Genomic DNA, 16,252 nt, shown 5'->3' with positions numbered 1-16,252 from the left:
CGCGGGGCCTGAGCCACGTGGTTCTCCGTGAGGCGGGCGAGAGGCCGGCAGACCGCCGCGCCGAGCTGCTCGTACGCGCCTTCCGGACGCGCCTCCACGACGGCAGCCGTCACTTCCGGCCGGGTCGCCGGCGCAGGCAAGGCCAGTCGGCGCACGACCGCCAAGTAGGCGACATGCAGCGATGGTTGTCGCCGGATTGGGGGGAACGCCTGTGGCAGGCTGCTGCGGCACATGCCGGCGAGAGTCAGGAACGGAGGCCCGCGGGAGGTGTCGCGCGCCGGCAGCCGACCTCGCGTCGGCAGGGGTGGCGGAACGTCCTGACTAGCTGCGGTCCTGGCCGTCTCCCCGGCGTGCGCAGCGGGCCTGGGCCGCCAGGACGGCTTCGGTGTAGCGTCCCGCCCACGCGCCCATCGCCCGGATCGGGACCAGCAGCGCGAGGCCCGCCTCGGTGAGGGAGTAGTCGACGCGCGGCGGGGCCTCGGCGTATGCCGTGCGTGCGACCAGGCCGTTGTATTCGAGGCGGCGCAGGGCCTCGTTGAGGACCTTGGGGCTGATCCCGCCGATGCGGGTGATCAGCGCACGGGGCCTCATGGGCCCACTCTCGCCGAGGATGTACACGATCACGCTGTCCCAGCGGTTCGACAGCACTTCGAAGGCCACCCTCGCCTGACAGTCCGCGGCGTACTCACCACCGCCCAAGTCCTCGCCCAGGTCCTCGCCCAGGTCCTGTCCGTCCGCCTCTGCCGCCGTGCCGCTCATGCGTTCATCCTGCCCGGCCCGATGCACACCGTGTGGTGTGCATCGGCGCGCCTAGCGTCTGGTCCGTCACACCTCGCACACCTCGCGACACTGACGACAGGAGCAAACACATGCGCATCGGCATTCTCGGCACAGGGGCGATGGCCACCGCTCTCGGCGCGGCCTGGGTACGCGCCGGCCACGACGTTCGGGTGGGCGGTCGGGACACCGGAGCGGCCTCCCGCACCGCCCAGCTCACCGGCGCCTCCGGGCACGGCGGCCTCGCCGAGGCCGCGGCCCACGGGGACGTGGTCCTCCTCGCCTTGCCGGCGGGCGCCGCGCCGCAGTTGGCCGGGGAACTGGCCCCCCTGCTGACCGGACGAACGGTGATCGACTGCACGGTGCCCATGGCGCCGGCCGAGGACGGTCCGGCCTTGACCACGGACGGCGCCACCTCCGTCGCCCGGCTCATCGCGGACGCCGCCCCCGGTGCCCACGTGGTGAAAGCGTTCGGGGTGTGCCACGAGAGCATCTGGACCCTGGACCGGCCCACCTTCGAAGGTTCCCCTCTGGCGGTCCCGTTCTGCACCGACCAACCGGGCGCCGCGACGCGGGTGACGGAGGTCATCACCTCCATGGGCTGCACGCCTCTGCCCTGCGGCGGGCTCGATCGCGCTGCCCTCCTGGAGGCCACCGCCGTCTTCGCCATCGGGGTCTGGTGGTCGGGCGGCGAGGCGCGGTTCGCGTTCCCGACCCCGGCCCTGGCCCCGGGGGCCGTGGACGACTAGAGCCTGTCTCCTTGGTCCGCGCACATCAGGTTCGCGCAGTTCGACCACCAGGTGGCAGGGTGCCGTTATGGATCAAGCAGAGGTATTGCTCATCGGAGGGCGCGCGGGCGTCGGTAAGACGACAGTGGGGTGGGAGGTCTCAGCGCGTCTGCGCGCCGCGATGGTTGCTCACTGCGTAGTCGAAGGTGACTTCATGGGGCAGGCACATCCTGCTCCGGAGGGGGACCCCCGGCGCAGAAGAATCGCGGAGCGCAATCTGACGGCGCTCTGGTCGAACTACGCCGAGCTCGGGTACCGCCGCTTGATCTATACGCACACGGTGAGCGTGCTGGCTGAGAACGAGGGCATGTTCCAGCGCGCCATGGGTGCGAATGTCAGGATCGTGCGGGTTGTGCTCACCGCCTCCGATGCGACCGCTCGTGAGCGCCTGACCGGTCGGGAACTGGGCTCGGAGCTGGAGCAAGAACTGGAGAGCAGCGCCCGGAAGGCGCGGATTCTGGATGAGCAGACGCCTCTGGACACGGTGCAAGTGGCGACCGACGGTCGTTCAGTGGTGGACATAGCTCGTGAGGTGTTGGGCGCTACCAGCTGGCTGCCCACCACCTCGGGTTAGTTCTGCGCCGCTCGGCGTCGGGTCCAGATCAGGATGGCAGCGAGGTGGAGTGCGGCCTGGTAGGCGATGGCGAGCTTGTCCGTTCGCATGGCCAGGCCGCGCCATTGCTTCAGCCGGTTGATGCAGCGTTCAACTGAGTTGCGCTGCTTGTATGCCTCAGCGTCGAAGGCGGGCGGGCAGCCTCCAGCGCGGCCTCGCTTCAGCCGGTGGCCGACCTGGTCGGAGGGCTGGGGGATGACTGCGCGGATTCCGCGTCGGCGGAGGTGACTCCGGATCGCGCGGGATGAGTACGCACGGTCCGCGAGGACGGCATCGGGTCGAGTCCTCGGTCTTCCGGGTCCACTTCGTGGAACACGGATAGCGGCCATGACGGTTTCGAAGGCCGGGGCGTCGCCCGCCTGGCCTGCGGTGACGCGGAGGGCCAGGGGGCGTGCACGGCCGTCGCTGGCGAGGTGGACCCTCGTGCTCAGGCCGCCACGGGAGCGTCCGAGCGCATGGTCGTCGGGTTCGGCCCGGCCTGGGGCCCCTTTTCCTGGCTCCGACGGAATGCTGGTGAGCCCGGCAGACGGTGGAGTCCACCGACAGGGTCCAGTCGATGTCGTCACCGGCGTCGGCCGCGGCCGGCACCGCTGCAAAAATGCGCTCCCAGGTGCCGTCCACGGCCCATCCGATCAGCCGTTTGTGAGCGGTCTGGAACGAGCCGAGCTCTTCCGGCAGGTCCCGCCAGGGCGAGCAGGTTCGGTACTTCCACGCGATGGCCTCCAAGGTTCGGCGGTGATGGGCCCATCGCCGACCGCGGACCGGATCGGGCGGCATCAGCGGCTCGATCCGGTCCCACATCGCATCAGTGATCACTCACCGGACAGACATGTCCGATCAACTGACCAACCGATCAAAGAGACACGCTCTAGCCGGACCTGCCCGGCCGATCGTGCATGGGGTTGGGGATCGAACAGGGCCTGCCAGGTCCGTTGCATCGCGCACGTGGACACCACCACGGTGCCGAAGCAAGCACCGAGGTGTACGCCGTATTCAACTCGCGGCTCGCGGCTGCGCATACCATCGCCCGCGTGACTGACGGCATAGGGAGAGCGATCACCCGCCTGATCCGGGGGCGAGGGCGGGAGCGTGGGCGCGCGGGCGCGCGGCTGGGTGAACTGGCGCGGGTCGAGGCGGAGATCACCGCGTTCGGGGAGGCGCTCGCCGGGCACTCCTTCGTGCCTGATGCCCGCGCACACGCTTCCCGCGTCCTCGCCGACTACCAACGGGCGCTGGAGGCGTACGAGCGGGCCAAGCGGGATTTCGTCGGGGACCGGAACCTGCGTGACGCCGCCGATGTACTGCGGGCCCTCGACGAGGGGCGTCACGCACTGGCTTGCGTGGACGCCGCCGTCGCCGGGCTGCCTCGCCCCCGCAGGCTCCCCCTCTGCTTCTTCGATCCCCGCCACGGGCCCTCGGCCGAGGAGGTGCGCTGGGCTCCCGCCGATGGCACGGCTCGGACGATCGCCGTCTGCGCCGCCGACGCCGTACGTCTCTCGGAGGGCCGACCGCCGATCGAGAGCGGCCTGCGGGACCAGACACCGGCACCGGTACCAGCACCAGCACCAGCACCGCGAGCCGTACCCCGCGCGCAGGGACGGCCCGGGCGGGGATCGGCCGGGGCGGACCCGCCGTCCCGGTCGCTCGCCTCCTCCGACGCGTACGACACCTGGCCCGCGCACACGGGGCCGCGGCAGCGCCGCGAGGGCCGCGGCGACACCGGCGTCCAGCTGAGCCGTGCCGACGCGCGCGAACCCGTGCTGCTGGTCGTCCACCTGGAGCGGGCGGCCGGCTCGTGGGTCGACCTGGCCGGCCCGCGCGGCGGCGACGGTCTTCCCCGGAAGGTCCTCGCGCACGGTTCCTCGCTCACGAGGGCGGTCGTGCCGGTTCCGGCCGACGGCCAGGCCACGATCCACCTGGACATGCGCACCCCGAGAGGGTGGCGGATCTGGCTGCACCCTCCCCAGGACATCCCGCTCCTGGACGGGGAGGTGAGCTCGACCGGCGCGTACGTCCTGCGGCATCCCGGCGGCAGGGAGCCCCTGCGGGTCACCCAGCACGACGGCTCCGCCTTCTCGATGCACGTCCTCCGGCCCGACTTCCGGCCCGGAGAGCTTCTGTGCGAGGAGACCGGCGCGTTCACGGCTGCGACCGTCACGCCGAAGAAGCCCTGCCTGCTGTACCTCCGGTCGCGCGGCTCGTGGACGCTCACCCCGACCGGAGATCCGAAGCAGCACCACCGCCCACGGGAGGAGGACGCCGGCTGATCACCGGAGTGCGTGCGGCGGTCCCGGACGTCCTCGTCGACGGTCGCTCCCGCCGGGACGTCGGCGAGGGGCCGCGTCGCGTCATGCCGGTGTGCCGTCACGGGGGCCGTACACCCCGGCTGTTCGCGCCTGCCGCCGGCCGCGACCCTGCCCGTAGAATCACGTCTTCCCCCAGGCGGGGCTGCGGCCGAGGGGCCGGAGGACCGCGCACGCGACGATACGGAGTCAGCACGGTGAACGACGAGCCCGTCCTCATCCGGAGCAAGTGGGGTACCAGCCGGTACGTCTACAACCACCGCAGCCCGGCAGGTCTCGCCCTCATCGTCCTGACGCCGCTCCTCGCGCTCGGCGTGCTGATCGGTGCGAGGGCCGAGTCGACGTGGAGCGAGGGCGAGTTCCGCGACGCCGTCCACGCGGGCGTCAGCCGCCTCGACGGGGGGCGTCACTACACGAGTCCGGAGAGCGACCACGGCCTCCTGATCACCGAGGCGATACGTGAGAGCGGCATCGGGCCGAGGTACGGCGTCGACACCCGCGAGGAAGGAGCCGGAAGCTACACCGTCAGCACCGAGGACACGACGACCGCCTTCTGCGCCCGCCTCACCCTGACCCTCGACAAGGAACCGCCCGTCGTCTTCCCGGACTCCGCGGACCTCCCGCCTCCTGCCCCGGACATGCTCGCCTTCTACGTCTCCCACGCGACGGTGAGCAACGGGCCCTGCGCGTAGGGCCGCTCGCCGAGCTTGCCCCGGTCGCACCGCGACACCGACACGGCAAGGATGCGACGGACCTTCGCCTCACCAGGGGCGCCGGGCACCGGTGGAGCGGCGACGGACCCGACTGCCCTTCCGGGCCCCGCCGTACGCGTGCGGACACGGCACCGAACGGGCGCCCGGATTGCCGGGACCGGGCAGTCGACGCGGCTCCCGGACCGTGGCACGCTGCACGGTCCAGGGCGCAGGACGCGGAGCGCACGCGACGAGGACACATCGACGTACGGTCGGGGGGACCATGACGGCGACGGAGAGCGGACCCTGCGACGCGGAGGCCGACGCCGGCCGCCCCTCCCCCGCCCGCCGGAGGTCGCCGTGACCGGGCCCCGTCACGGCGCGGCGTTCGACGCCGGTCGGCGCCGCTCCCAGAACGCGCTCCTCGGCCTGGTCGGCTTCGTCGCCCTCCTGGCCGGCGCCGCGCTCCTGATCGGAGTGCTGCCCCGGGCCGTCGCGGAGGAGAGGGCCTTCCTTTCGGCGGCCCCGTGCACCGGCGGCTCGACGGACGACTGTCTGCGCACGACGTGGTTCACCGTCGACTCCGTCCGCGTCCGGGGCGGCAGGACCTCCGGCGGCGAGATCGAGCTCTCAGGTCCTGAGGGGGACTCCCGGACGGTGAAGTTCACCGGAGCCGCCGCGTTCCTGGAGGAGACCGGGCGCGGTGATCGTGTCGTGGGCACCTCGTGGCGGGGCTCGATCGTCCTGCTCTCCACCACCGAGGCCGAGGCGGGGCAGCGGACGGACTCCCACCCGGTGGGAGGCTCCCTGTTCGCGGCGGGGTTCGGCATCGTGCTCGCCCTGGCCGGCGGGCTGGGCTGCGGCTTCGCCGGCCGGTGGTGGGTGCGGCGCCCTGACGACGCGCCGGTTGGGCGGCGTACGCCCCCGGCCGTGGTCACCGGATCGGTCATCGCCCTGGGGCTGTACACCTTCGCGCTGGCGTCCGTCCTGTACGGGCGGGACGCGAGTCTCCAGAGGTTCTTCGTGCTGCGGGCCCCAGCGGCGGGGGCGGGGGCGGTCGCCGTATCGTGGAAGTCGCTGCGCGGGCTGCCGCGCCGCGCGTCCCACTCCCTCCGGCATCGAGAAGGCTGAGAACAGCGATGGCGCCTCCCCACCCTCGACGGGACTTCTTCGCGAGCCCGGTCTGGATCGGTGGGTGCGTGCTCGTGTGGGGCTGGACCATGGCCAGCTCCGGCACGTCGGCATGGCTCCGCGTCACGGGAGCGCTGCTCGGGCTCGCCTGGTGCGCTCTCTGGGTCCGCGCGACGGTGTCCCGCCGTCGTGCTCGCCGGTCGTACGCTCGACGGCTGCGGGAACACTGACCACCCCCGCGTTGGTCCGGCCGGTCCGGTTCGGCACGTTCCGCGGCACTTCCCTCGCGTGGGGTGCTCGCCGGGTCGGCGGTGTCGGCGCGATCAGCGGGGAGGGGCCGAGCGGGCGGGGTCGTCGGAGGCGGTGGGCTCGCGTTCGGCTTCGCCTCGCGCGGCGATCAGCGGTCCCAGGAGCCGCGTGCCCGGCCCCACCTGCCCTCCCGGGCCTGGGAGTTGTGTCGTGTCGGCCACGGTGAGGGGCGCGCGGCAGGTGTCGCAGGCCACGACCGGCGTGGCCAGGTGGCCGCAGGTGTCGTGGCGGATCAGGGCGGGCGGCCCCGCGGGCTCGCCGTACCACTTGTCGCCCCACGCCATGAGCGCCAGCAGGACGGGGTAGAGCTCCCGGCCCTTCTCGGTGGCGACGTACTCCTCGCGCGGCGGGGACGCCTGGTAGCGCTGCCGCACCAGGACCCCCTCCTCGACCAGCCGGGCGAGCCGGGCGGCCAGGGTCTTGCGGGACAGGCCGAGGTCCTCCGCCAACTCCTCGAAGCGGCGGATTCCCAGGAGGACGTCGCGCATGATCAGCGCCGTCCAGGCGTCGCCGAACAGGTCGGTCGCCCGGGCGATCGAGCACGCCACGCCGGAAAGGGGGGTACGGGTCACGGGTGCACCGTACCGCTGCCAGGTTCCCTCGGGAAACTCACCCATGCTAGGTTCCCTCAGGGAACTCAAGCTGTAGCGTCGAGGGAGCCCCGCATGGTCATCGCCCCGCACATCGCGCTCGACACGGACGCCGCCGGGGCCGTCGACGGCCGCCACATTCGGGCCGTCACCTTTCAGTCCGTGCGCCTCGCCTACCTGCGGCAGGTGCTGGCCCGCACCGGGCTCGCGACGGACGGCGGCCGGGCGCTCGTCGTCGGCGGCGGTCGCGGCCTTCTGGCCCACGGCCTGGCCCGGCTCGGCCTCGACGTCGTCGCCACCGACCCCTCCCCCGCCGCCACGGCCCTCGCCCGGGCGGCCGACAACGGGCCGGGGGTGGCCCACCTGACGGCGCCCGCGGAGGAACTCGGGCTCCCGGACGGGTCGTTCGACCTCCTGTACTGCGCCGACACCCTGGAGATCACCCAGCGGCCGGACGCGGTCCTCGCCGAGGCGGCGCGCGTCCTGCGTCCCGGCGGGGTCTTCGTCTACGACACGGTCAACCGCACTCCGCTGTCCCGCCTGATCTATCTGGGCGCCTTCCAGGCCTTTCCCGGGACTCGGATCATGCCGCGCGGGCGCTACGCCGGGCATCGGCTGCGCCGTCCGGCGGAGATCGCCGACGCCCTGGACCGGGCGGGGCTGTCCTCGCGGGACGTGACGGCGTTCAAGCCGCGAGACGTCCGGAGCCTGGTGCGTGCCACGCGCGGGCGCCGGCGTGGCACGCTGACCGACGAACGGCTGCCGGAACTGGTCGACATGGTGCTCGACCCCGGGGGCAGCCCGCTGGTGACCTATCTGGGGTACGCGGTCCGCCGGAGCTGAGCGGCCGGCGGGTCGGTCCGGACGGCGCCAAAAGGACGGTGGCAGGCGGAGGACGGTGCCAGGCAGAGAACGGTGCCAGGCGGAGGTGGCCGGACGCTGGGAAGGGACGCTGGGACCGGGCGCCGGGGCCGGGGTCGGGGTCGGGCCGCGTCATGCGGTCCTGCGAGGGCGGGGGCGGGGGCGCCCGACCTTCAGGCGGATGCGGAAGCGTGTCCGGCGGGGTGCGAGCAGGGCTTCGACGGGTGGGAGGACCACGGTGGAGACGTGGGCGAGGACGGCGCCCGGGTCCGCCCCGCAGGTGATCCGGAGGGTGAGGGAGAGCTCCAGGCTCCGCCCCCTGCGTGTCAGGCGGGGACGGGCCCGGACGACGCCCGGGAACCCGGAGCAGCCGGCCCGGACGGCCCGGTGGACCGCCCGGCGGTCCAGCGCGTAGCCGGGTGCCGCGAGAGGCAGACGCCGGGGCGCCCGTCGCGGGAGCTGCGCAGCCAGGATTCCCAGCCCGGCGGCCGTCCCCAGGAGGCCCACCACCAGGGCCGCGTACCCGTGTCCCGTCCGCTCCGCGTGCCGGAGCCCGGCGCGCAGAACGTCGTGTCCGCCCCAACGGACCGCGCCGGCCGCCGTCGCGAGGAGCGCGCTCCCCGCGAGGGCGAGGACCGCCCGGTTGGCCGCGGTCGTACGGCTAGCCATCGGCGTCCCGCCCTTCGCGCCGCCGAGTCCGGCCTTCCCTCAGCACGACGCGCACGACGGGTCCGCGCGCCAGGGGCAGGGACGCGACGGCGGCGGCGACGGCGTCGACCGCCTTGTCGCGCGTGTCGTCCGGTGAGCCGAAGACCGCTTCGGCCCGCACGGTGACGCGGCGGGCGGTGAAGCGGACGCCGCGCACGCGGAGTCCGGGGACGTCGAGGAGTGCCCCGTGTACGAGACGGGCCGCGCTCCTACGGGTCGTCCGGGCGCGGGCCGGGGACGCGCAGCCGAGGGGCAGCCCGCGGGAACGGCCCGGTGTGGCGGCCAGCAGGATCAGCCACGCTCCCGCCAGGGCCGCCGCGGGGACGGCCCAGTCGCGTACGACGGCCGGGGTGGTGGCGCGTCGCACGAGGTCTTCCACGCGCGGCCACGGCGGCGCGGGGACGGCGGGGAGGTGCCAGGACGTCGCGGTCCACAGCAGCAGTCCGCTCACCCCGGCCAGGGCGAGGGCCAGGCACGCGGTGGCCGGTCGCCGCCGGGACCAGGACCCGCGCACCGTGAGCGGCGGCGGTGCCGTGTCCCGAGGCGGTGGCTGGGCGCTCGGCGGGTCGACGCCGAGCGCGCGGATCCGGATCCGGGCGGGCGCGATGACCTGCCCGGTCAACTCGCCGGTCCGGTGGACGAGGTGGTTCCGGAGGCGGGCCATGCGGTCCGCGTCGGCGGGTGCCGAGAGCGGCAGGTCCACCGCGACCGCCACCTCGACGGAGCGACCGGTCCTGCTCGCGCTGCTGCTCAGCACGTGTCCGCCGAGCGGAGCGGTGGCCTCGGCGGCGGCCTGCCGGGCGATCCGGGCCGTGACGCGGTCGGTCACGGTGGTGACGCCCCGTCGGGGGCCGCTCATCGTCGCCCGCGGTCGGCGGTGAGGAGGTCGCGGGGGTCGCCGCCCCGCTCCAGGAACCCGCCGGCCGCGTAGCCGAGCCCGCCGAGGACGGCGACCAGGAGGAAGGCACCGAACCCCCCGAACCAGCCGGCGAATCCCAGCGCCATCCCACCGATCAGCCCCAGAGCGTCCTTGCCCACGGCTGCCTGCCTTTCCTGTCGAGGAGTTCGTGCGGGGTCGGTGGCGCGGGGATCACGCCACCCGGGTGTCGGCGGGCTCGTCCCGGTCGTCGCCGGGCAGGTGGACGTCGGTGACGGCGATGTTCACCTCCACGACCTCCAGGCCGGTGATCCGCTCCACGGCGCCGATCACGTTCTCGCGGACGTCGCGGGCGACATCGGGCACCGGGACGCCGTACTCCACGACCAGTTCGACGTCGATGGCCGCCTGTCGTTCGCCGACCTCCACCTTCACCCCGCGCCCCAGCTGCGGGCGCCCGCCGGGCACCCGGTCCCGTACGGCACCCAGCGTGCGTGACAGACCGCCGCCCATGTCGTGGACGCCGGGGACCTCCCGTGCCGCACGGCCGGCGATCTTGACGACCACGGCGTCGGCGATCACCGTCCTGCCCCGCGTCCCGGCGGGCTCGGTCACCTCGGTGCGCCCCGCTCCTCCCCCGCTCCCGGTCGCGGTCGCGGTCCCGTCGGCGTGAGCGTGTCGGGTCGGGGTCTTCTCCTGCGTGAGGGTCATCTCTGCTCCCTGGACTCGTCCTTGTGTGGCGGCACTCCTTTGACAGCGCCGGAGGGCCGTTCGTTACGCAGCTCTTCCGTGGACGTGCGGGACAACAGTGCGAATCGCCCGGGCGTAACGAAACCGCGGCGAGCGCTGTCAATGCGGTGGAGGCTGGAAGGAGCCCGCGCGTGAGTGCTCGGTGGAGTCCGTTGAGCCCGGACGTGTACGGCGAGACGGCTGATCCCGGAGGCCGGCTGCTCGCCGTCAGGGCGGCCGAGGGGGACGAGGAGGCGTTCGAGATGCTGGTACGAAGCCATTCGGGCGCCATGCTCCAGCTCGCCGAGCGCCTGATGGGCAGTCGCGCCGAAGCGGAGGACGCCGTCCAGGACGCCTTCGTCAGCGCGTGGCGCAGCCTTCCCGAGTACCGGGGCGACGCGGGGTTCGCGACCTGGCTGCATCGCATCGTCACCAATCGCTGTCTGACCCTGCTGCGGTCCCGCAGACCCGCCGCCGACCTCGACGCGGTCGCCGAGCCCGCCGCTCCGGACCATCGCTCCTCGCCCGCCCGCGCCGCCGAATCGCACGCCGCCGTGCGCGACCTCGCCCAGGCCATGGACGCGCTCTCCGCGGAGCAGCGGGTCTGCTGGGTGCTGCGGGAGGTCGAAGGGCAGCCCTACGAGGCGATCGGCCAGGCGGTGGGGATCAGACCCGAGGCGGTCCGAGCCCGCGTGTTCCGGGCCCGGCGCGTGCTGATGGAGGCGATGGCCGCGTGGCGATGAGCACCCCCCCTCCCCGCGGGAACCCTGACGACGAGGACCTCGAACTCCTGGCGTGCGGCCGGGACCTGGCCGCCGTGTGGGAACAGGCGAGCCTCGCGCCCGCCGACGACCTCCACACCCTCACGTGCGCCTACTGTTCGCAGGCCGTGGCCGACCTCGAACGCCTGCGGGCCGCGGCCCTGCCCTTCGCGACCGGGACGCCGCCGGCCGACCTCGACACGTCCGCCCTGGTCCAGCGCGTCATGGACGTGGTCCGGCTGGAACTGCGCCCGGGACGCGACCTTCCGCTCGGCGAGTCCGACGAGGACAGCTGGATCTACGAGTCCGTCGCGGCGCGCACCCTGCGCGCGGCGGCCGAGGAGGTACCCGGTGTCCGGGCCGGGAGCTGCCGCGTCACCCCGCAGGGCAGCCGAGTCAGCCCGGGGCGCGGCCCGGTCGGTGTGCGGATCGCCATCACCGTCGAGTACGGCCGCGATCTGCGGTCCACCACCGAAGCGGTCCGCGAGGGCCTGGCCCGCGCCGCCCGGGAGCGCATCGGCCTGGCCGTCTCCGCCTTCGACGTCATGGTCACCGACCTCCACGACCCTCACGACCGACCGCGGGAGCACCGGACATGAAGACCCGACAGGCGCAGCTCCTCTCCGAGGCGGTCGCCGAGGCCGTCCTGGGCGTGCCCGGTGTGGCGTGCCTCCGGCCGGGCCTGCGCGGTCTGCTGCGGGCCTCCGTGACCGGCGCGGCCGCCCCCGGCGGGACTCCCGGTGCGTCGGTGTCCGTCAGTCTCGATCCCGGCGGGGCGGTGAGCGGGTTGCGTGTCGACGTCGTCGTACGGGAGCAGCATCAGGCGGCGCGGACCGCCCGGGCCGTCCGGGCCGCGGCCGCCGTCGCGGCGGCGGCTCCGCCGGAGGTGGTGCGGGTGAACGTCACCGGCATCGTATGAGCCCTCCGCCGCACCGGGGGCCCACGGGTGCGGCGGGGAGTCCCCGTCACGCCCGTGGGTCCCTGTCGCTGGAGAGGGGGTGGGCAGGTGAGGACGACCCACCGTCGCTAGAGCGGGGGTGGGCAGGTGAGGACGACCCACCAGGCGAGCGACCACACGCAGGCCGCGGCGCCGAGCAGCCGCAGGCGCCGGATCCGCGCGGGTGCCACGGGGTCGGGCCCGCCGCGGCCGACGGGCCGCACCCAGGGCGACGCGGGCCCGGCGGGGCCCTGCGGCCGGCGGGACGTTCCGTCCGTGGTGGGGGCGGCCGGCCGCGTCCGCGCGCGAAGCGGGGGGCGGTCCTTCGGGCGCCGCACACGGCTCGCGGACCCGTCGGGGGTTCCCGCACCGGCGGCGCCGTGCTGGGCCAGTCCCGCGAGGAACCGGCGGTAGGCCTCCTTGCGCCCGCCCCGGGGTGTCGAACGCCCGCGCTCCCAGGAACGGACCGTGGCCGGTGTCACGCCGAACGCCTGGGCCACCTGCCGGGTCGAGAGGCCCCACTGCTCGCGCAGTCGGCGCCGCTCGCCCGGATCGGGCAGCTGTCCCGGGCGGCGCGGGGAGGCCGTGGTGGCGGGGCGGGGAATCTGATGGGGGAAGACCTGCTGCGCTGTTGTCATACCGATGTGACAATCCGCCTGTCCGCCTCGTGACGCGTGATCGAGACGGTTCACCCGAACGCCCGAGCCGTGAGGTCAGGGCGCGGTGCGGGCGATCAGCAGGTCGACGTCGTAGGTCTCCTCGACGACGCCGTCGGGGAAGACCTTCGCCAGGTGCTCGCGTTCCTCGGCGAGGTAGGCGGTGCGGCGTTCCTCGGAGTCGACGAGGAAGAGCGAGTGGCTGCCGAGGTTCGCCAGATGGGTGGCGAGGGGGACGCGGCGGCTCCAGCGCAGGGTGCGGGGGACGAGGCCCAGGCGGCCTTCTGGGTCGGCGGCGTCGGCGTGCGAGCCGGGCTTCCCGCCCGCCTCGACGTCGATGCCGAAGTGCGCGGCCTGGCGGGCACCCGCCTCGGCGATCCAGGGGATGTCCGCGGGGCTCGTGTTCCACCACAGCGCGATCGCGCCACCGGGACGCACCACGCGCAGTGCCTCCGGGACGGATCGGTCGGGGTCGGTCCAGTGCCAGGACTGGGCGTAGGTGAGGAGGTCGACGGAGGCGGAGGCGAGGGGGAGGCGGTTGCCGTCGCCTCGGACGAGGGGGATGGCGGGATGCGTACGGCGGAGTTCCGCCGCCATACCGGAGCCGGGTTCCACGGCGACGACGTCCGCGCCCCGGGCGTGCAGCAGCGCGGTCGCCAGGCCCGTGCCGGCGCCGATGTCCGCGACGCGGGCGCCGCGCAGGGGGCGGCCCGTGTGTTCCTCGATCGCGTCGAGGAGGGCGGGTGGGTAGGAGGGGCGGTTCGCGGCGTACTGGGCGGCGGCCGCGTTGAAGGAGTGGGCCCGAGCGGTGTGGGTGGGAGCCGTCATGAGGCCATCGTGGCCCGGACGGCCCTGCGGTGGGGGGCGATTCCGGGTCCGGGGCGGGTGGCGCCGCTTCCGCGCCCCGGGCGCGGCGGGGTGGCGGGCGCGCGGGGCGGCGGCGCGGTGCGGTGGGCGTGCGTGCGGGGCGGCCAGCGGTCCGGGCCGCTCCCTCGGTGAGGGGGCGGCCCGGGCCGGTGGCGTCAGTGGTGGGGCAGTGTCTCCGGGGCGGGGTCGGTCTTCCCGCCGAGGTGGTTGAAGGCGAGGTTGAGGAGGACGGCGACCACGCAGCCGGTGCTGATGCCGGAGTCGAGGACGATGCGGGCGCCCTCGGGGAAGGAGTGGTAGAAGTCCGGGGCGGCGATGGGGATGATGCCGGCGCCAAGGGAGATGGCGACGATGAGGACGTTGTCGCCGCGTTCGAGGGCGGCTCCGGCGAGGGTCTGGATGCCGCTGGCGGCGACGGTGCCGAAGAGGGCGATGCCGACTCCGCCGAGGACGGGCTGGGGGATGAGGGCGACGACGGAGGCGAGGAGGGGGCACAGGCCGAGCAGGAGGAGGATGCCACCGGCTGCGGCGACGACGAAGCGGCTGCGTACCTTGGTGATCGCCACGAGGCCGACGTTCTGGGCGAAGGCGCTGGCGGCGAAGCCGTTGAAGAGCGGGCTGATCGCGGTGCCGAGGCCGTCGGCGCGAAGCGCGGCGGCGAGGGTCTTCTCGTCGGCGGGCTTGTCGACGATCTCGCCGAGGGCGAGGACGTCGGCGGTGGACTCGGTCATCGACACGAGCATCACGATGCACATGGAGATGATCGCGGCGGCGGCGAACTGCGGTGCTCCGAAGTGGAACGGGGTGGGGAGTCCGATGATGTCGGCGTCGCCGACGGAGCTGAAGTCGGCGACGCCCAGCGGCAGGGAGATCAGGGTGCCGGCGACGAGTCCCAGCAGGATGGAGATCTGCTTGAGGAAACCCGTCAGGAGTCGGCGCAGGATCACGGTGATCAGCAGGGTGGCGGTGGCGAGGCCGATGTACTTGAGGCTGCCGTAGTCGGGTGCCTGGGAGTTGCCGCCCTGGGCCCAGTTGAAGGCGACGGGCAGCAGGGAGACGCCGATGAGGGTGATGACGGTGCCCGTGACGACGGGCGGGAAGTAGCGGATCAGTTTGCAGAAGAAGGGGGCGAGGAGGAATCCGAAGACGCCGGCGACGATCACGGCGCCGTAGATGACGGGCAGGGCGTCCTCGGGGCCCTCGGCCTTCGCTATCGCGAGCATCGGCGCGACGCCGGCGAAGGAGACGCCGTTGACGAACGGGAGCCGCGCTCCGACCTTCCAGAAGCCGAGCGTCTGCAGGAGCGTGGCGATGCCCGAGGTGAACAGGCTCGCGCTCATGAGGAACGCGATGTCGGCGGTGGACAGGCCGACGCCGATGCCGACGACCAGCGGGGGCGCGACGACCCCGGCGTACATGGCGGCGACGTGCTGCAGTCCGGCGCTGAACAGCTTCAGCGGGGGCAGCATCTGGTCGACCGGATGCGTGTCGTCCGGTCTGGCGGGTGTGTCCGGACGGGCATCGGTTCCCGCCTCGGTCTTCGTCGGTTCCGGGGCGGAAGGGGTTTCCGGCATGTCGTGCCTCCTGGCGGCGGCGTTCCCGGGGGAACGCGGGCAGCCCTCGGGGAGAGCCGGCGTCCGGGACGCGCGGCTCCGCGGGTGCGGGTGGTACGGGGAAGGACGCGGCGTCGAGGGCGCGGCGGGAGGGCCGTCGATCCTGCGGGGGCCGCGGCCGGAGAGCGGGGAGTGAAGAAGGCCGGGGAGTCGTCAGGAGGGGGATTCGTGTCCCGGGAGTCCTGGGGTTCCCTCGGCCGGCGCCGCGCATCTGTCCGTGATGCGGGGTCACTCCGTCCGGCGAAGTCGGAACAGTTCCTCACGGTGCGGCGCGGGTGTCAAGGGGTGGAGCGGCCCGGGTGTCCGGCGAAGTGCAGCACCTCGCGGAGGTGTTGCCAGAGGTGCTGGTCGATGTGTTCGAGGAAGTCGGCGGCCCGTGCCTCGGCCTGGACCGCCTGCTGGGCCCGGCCGCCGGTCGCGCCCTCCCAGCGCTGGTAGGTGAGGTGGAGGCGTTCGAGGACGTGGCGCAGGACGGCCGGGTCGAGCGGCACGATGCGCGCGAGGGGGCCGACGTAGGTGGGCCACCAGGTCGTGACGGCCTCCCTGAGCAGGACGCGGAGCTGCTCGGATCGGCCGCAGGCGGCGACGAAGCAGGGCGGCGGCGGACAGAGGGTCCTGAGGAGGGCCTGGGTCTGGGCGGGTGTGCCCTGCCAGCGGTTGCGGCGTTCCGCCTTCTCCCACTGGTCGCGGGTGATGCCGAGCGCGGCGGCCGTCTCGTTCAGGGTGAGTCCGGCGACGGTACGGCACTGGGCGAGCGTGGTGGCTTCTCCGACGAGGTCGGCCGGGGAGCACCAGAGGGCGGCGGCGAGGGCTTTGACGTGGATGTTCTCGGGTGTGGCGGTGCCGGTCTCCCAGGCTCTGACGAGTTCGGGGTGCACGGGTGAGCCGCAGTAGGCGGCGACGGCCCAGGCGACCTGGCCGGTCGTCAGGCCGAGCTGGTCGCGGACCGCCGCGGCGCGGGCCGGGGCGAAGGGGGGCAGGGCGTAGGGATCGTCTGCGGGTGGCATAGCGGGACACCGTAGGGACCGGACGGGTCCTGG

At 73.8% G+C, this 16,252-nt stretch carries 20 protein-coding genes; 9 read left to right on the top strand and 11 right to left on the bottom strand.

The features are described 5' to 3' along the window. Nucleotides 1–321: 321 nt before the first annotated feature. On the bottom strand, nucleotides 322–759 hold the full coding sequence (locus tag ACF1BN_RS21335) for a winged helix-turn-helix transcriptional regulator (RefSeq protein WP_392333146.1): 438 nt from the start codon (nucleotides 757–759) through the stop codon (nucleotides 322–324). A gap of 110 nt (nucleotides 760–869) precedes the next feature. On the opposite strand from ACF1BN_RS21335, the gene ACF1BN_RS21330 reads away from it, so the two are divergent. Further along, nucleotides 870–1,526 carry an NADPH-dependent F420 reductase gene (locus tag ACF1BN_RS21330; protein ID WP_392333145.1) on the top strand — a complete coding sequence of 219 codons (657 nt, stop codon included), beginning with the start codon at nucleotides 870–872 and terminating at the stop codon, nucleotides 1,524–1,526. 67 nt (nucleotides 1,527–1,593) lie between these two features. Further along, nucleotides 1,594–2,139 carry an AAA family ATPase gene (locus ACF1BN_RS21325; RefSeq protein ID WP_392333144.1) on the top strand — a complete coding sequence of 182 codons (546 nt, stop codon included), beginning with the start codon at nucleotides 1,594–1,596 and terminating at the stop codon, nucleotides 2,137–2,139. Here ACF1BN_RS21325 and ACF1BN_RS21320 read toward each other — a convergent pair. Then, nucleotides 2,136–2,979, bottom strand: a protein-coding gene (locus ACF1BN_RS21320; protein WP_392333296.1) for an IS5 family transposase whose coding sequence is annotated in 2 segments (ribosomal slippage) — nucleotides 2,136–2,658 and nucleotides 2,657–2,979 — 846 coding nt in all. Because the reading frame shifts where the segments join, the coding sequence is not laid out codon by codon here. The genes ACF1BN_RS21325 and ACF1BN_RS21320 overlap by 4 nt on opposite strands. A gap of 230 nt (nucleotides 2,980–3,209) precedes the next feature. Here ACF1BN_RS21320 and ACF1BN_RS21315 point away from each other — a divergent pair. From ACF1BN_RS21315 to ACF1BN_RS21305, 3 genes are all read left to right on the top strand, one after another. Continuing rightward, nucleotides 3,210–4,445, top strand: coding sequence for a hypothetical protein (locus ACF1BN_RS21315; protein ID WP_392333143.1), 1,236 nt, complete (start codon nucleotides 3,210–3,212; stop codon nucleotides 4,443–4,445). A 233-nt stretch (nucleotides 4,446–4,678) separates the two neighbouring features. After that, complete coding sequence (locus ACF1BN_RS21310) at nucleotides 4,679–5,173, top strand: hypothetical protein (protein WP_392333142.1); 495 nt, start codon at nucleotides 4,679–4,681, stop codon at nucleotides 5,171–5,173. A gap of 360 nt (nucleotides 5,174–5,533) precedes the next feature. Continuing rightward, nucleotides 5,534–6,304, top strand: a complete 771-nt coding sequence (locus ACF1BN_RS21305; RefSeq protein WP_392333141.1) for a hypothetical protein — start codon at nucleotides 5,534–5,536, stop codon at nucleotides 6,302–6,304. Between the two features lie 323 nt (nucleotides 6,305–6,627). Here ACF1BN_RS21305 and ACF1BN_RS21300 read toward each other — a convergent pair whose 3' ends face one another. After that, complete coding sequence (locus ACF1BN_RS21300; RefSeq protein WP_392333140.1) at nucleotides 6,628–7,185, bottom strand: winged helix-turn-helix transcriptional regulator; 558 nt, start codon at nucleotides 7,183–7,185, stop codon at nucleotides 6,628–6,630. A 93-nt stretch (nucleotides 7,186–7,278) separates the two neighbouring features. Between ACF1BN_RS21300 and ACF1BN_RS21295 the strand changes: the two genes are divergently transcribed. Beyond that, nucleotides 7,279–8,046, top strand: a complete 768-nt coding sequence (locus tag ACF1BN_RS21295; RefSeq protein WP_392333139.1) for a class I SAM-dependent methyltransferase — start codon at nucleotides 7,279–7,281, stop codon at nucleotides 8,044–8,046. Between the two features lie 150 nt (nucleotides 8,047–8,196). Here the strand turns inward: ACF1BN_RS21295 and ACF1BN_RS21290 are convergent, their stop codons facing one another. From ACF1BN_RS21290 to ACF1BN_RS21275, 4 genes are read right to left on the bottom strand one after another with little or no spacing between them, the layout of a single operon-like run. Next, nucleotides 8,197–8,733: a hypothetical protein gene (locus ACF1BN_RS21290; RefSeq protein ID WP_392333138.1), complete on the bottom strand. Its 537-nt coding sequence runs from the start codon at nucleotides 8,731–8,733 to the stop codon at nucleotides 8,197–8,199. After that, complete coding sequence (locus ACF1BN_RS21285) at nucleotides 8,726–9,631, bottom strand: DUF6286 domain-containing protein (RefSeq protein ID WP_392333137.1); 906 nt, start codon at nucleotides 9,629–9,631, stop codon at nucleotides 8,726–8,728. The genes ACF1BN_RS21290 and ACF1BN_RS21285 overlap by 8 nt, the downstream gene beginning before the upstream one ends. After that, nucleotides 9,628–9,810, bottom strand: coding sequence for a hypothetical protein (locus ACF1BN_RS21280; RefSeq protein ID WP_392333136.1), 183 nt, complete (start codon nucleotides 9,808–9,810; stop codon nucleotides 9,628–9,630). The genes ACF1BN_RS21285 and ACF1BN_RS21280 overlap by 4 nt, the downstream gene beginning before the upstream one ends. Before the next feature lie 52 nt (nucleotides 9,811–9,862). Then, nucleotides 9,863–10,360 carry an Asp23/Gls24 family envelope stress response protein gene (locus ACF1BN_RS21275; RefSeq protein ID WP_392333135.1) on the bottom strand — a complete coding sequence of 166 codons (498 nt, stop codon included), beginning with the start codon at nucleotides 10,358–10,360 and terminating at the stop codon, nucleotides 9,863–9,865. Between the two features lie 191 nt (nucleotides 10,361–10,551). Between ACF1BN_RS21275 and ACF1BN_RS21270 the strand changes: the two genes are divergently transcribed. From ACF1BN_RS21270 to ACF1BN_RS21260, 3 genes are read left to right on the top strand one after another with little or no spacing between them, the layout of a single operon-like run. Continuing rightward, entirely contained in the window at nucleotides 10,552–11,121 is a 570-nt protein-coding gene (locus tag ACF1BN_RS21270) for an RNA polymerase sigma factor (RefSeq protein ID WP_392333295.1), read from the top strand. Continuing rightward, nucleotides 11,118–11,738: an Asp23/Gls24 family envelope stress response protein gene (locus tag ACF1BN_RS21265; RefSeq protein WP_392333294.1), complete on the top strand. Its 621-nt coding sequence runs from the start codon at nucleotides 11,118–11,120 to the stop codon at nucleotides 11,736–11,738. The genes ACF1BN_RS21270 and ACF1BN_RS21265 overlap by 4 nt, the downstream gene beginning before the upstream one ends. Then, entirely contained in the window at nucleotides 11,735–12,058 is a 324-nt protein-coding gene (locus ACF1BN_RS21260) for an Asp23/Gls24 family envelope stress response protein (protein WP_392333134.1), read from the top strand. The genes ACF1BN_RS21265 and ACF1BN_RS21260 overlap by 4 nt, the downstream gene beginning before the upstream one ends. Before the next feature lie 107 nt (nucleotides 12,059–12,165). Here the strand turns inward: ACF1BN_RS21260 and ACF1BN_RS21255 are convergent, their stop codons facing one another. The 4 genes from ACF1BN_RS21255 to ACF1BN_RS21240 form a co-directional block, all read right to left on the bottom strand. Beyond that, nucleotides 12,166–12,714, bottom strand: a complete 549-nt coding sequence (locus tag ACF1BN_RS21255; protein WP_392333133.1) for a helix-turn-helix domain-containing protein — start codon at nucleotides 12,712–12,714, stop codon at nucleotides 12,166–12,168. A gap of 75 nt (nucleotides 12,715–12,789) precedes the next feature. Next, nucleotides 12,790–13,560 (bottom strand): class I SAM-dependent methyltransferase, encoded by a 771-nt coding sequence (locus ACF1BN_RS21250; protein ID WP_392333132.1) that lies wholly within the window; start codon nucleotides 13,558–13,560, stop codon nucleotides 12,790–12,792. A gap of 194 nt (nucleotides 13,561–13,754) precedes the next feature. After that, nucleotides 13,755–15,173, bottom strand: coding sequence for a nucleobase:cation symporter-2 family protein (locus ACF1BN_RS21245; RefSeq protein WP_392333131.1), 1,419 nt, complete (start codon nucleotides 15,171–15,173; stop codon nucleotides 13,755–13,757). A gap of 317 nt (nucleotides 15,174–15,490) precedes the next feature. Next, nucleotides 15,491–16,219: a helix-turn-helix domain-containing protein gene (locus ACF1BN_RS21240; protein ID WP_392333130.1), complete on the bottom strand. Its 729-nt coding sequence runs from the start codon at nucleotides 16,217–16,219 to the stop codon at nucleotides 15,491–15,493. Nucleotides 16,220–16,252: the final 33 nt, after the last annotated feature.

It is taken from the genome of Streptomyces sp. NPDC014861, assembly GCF_043081625.1.
Lineage (GTDB): Bacteria > Actinomycetota > Actinomycetes > Streptomycetales > Streptomycetaceae > Streptomyces.
The sequence above is the reverse complement of the archived record's forward strand: the minus strand, read 5'-3'. Positions and strand labels throughout refer to the sequence as shown.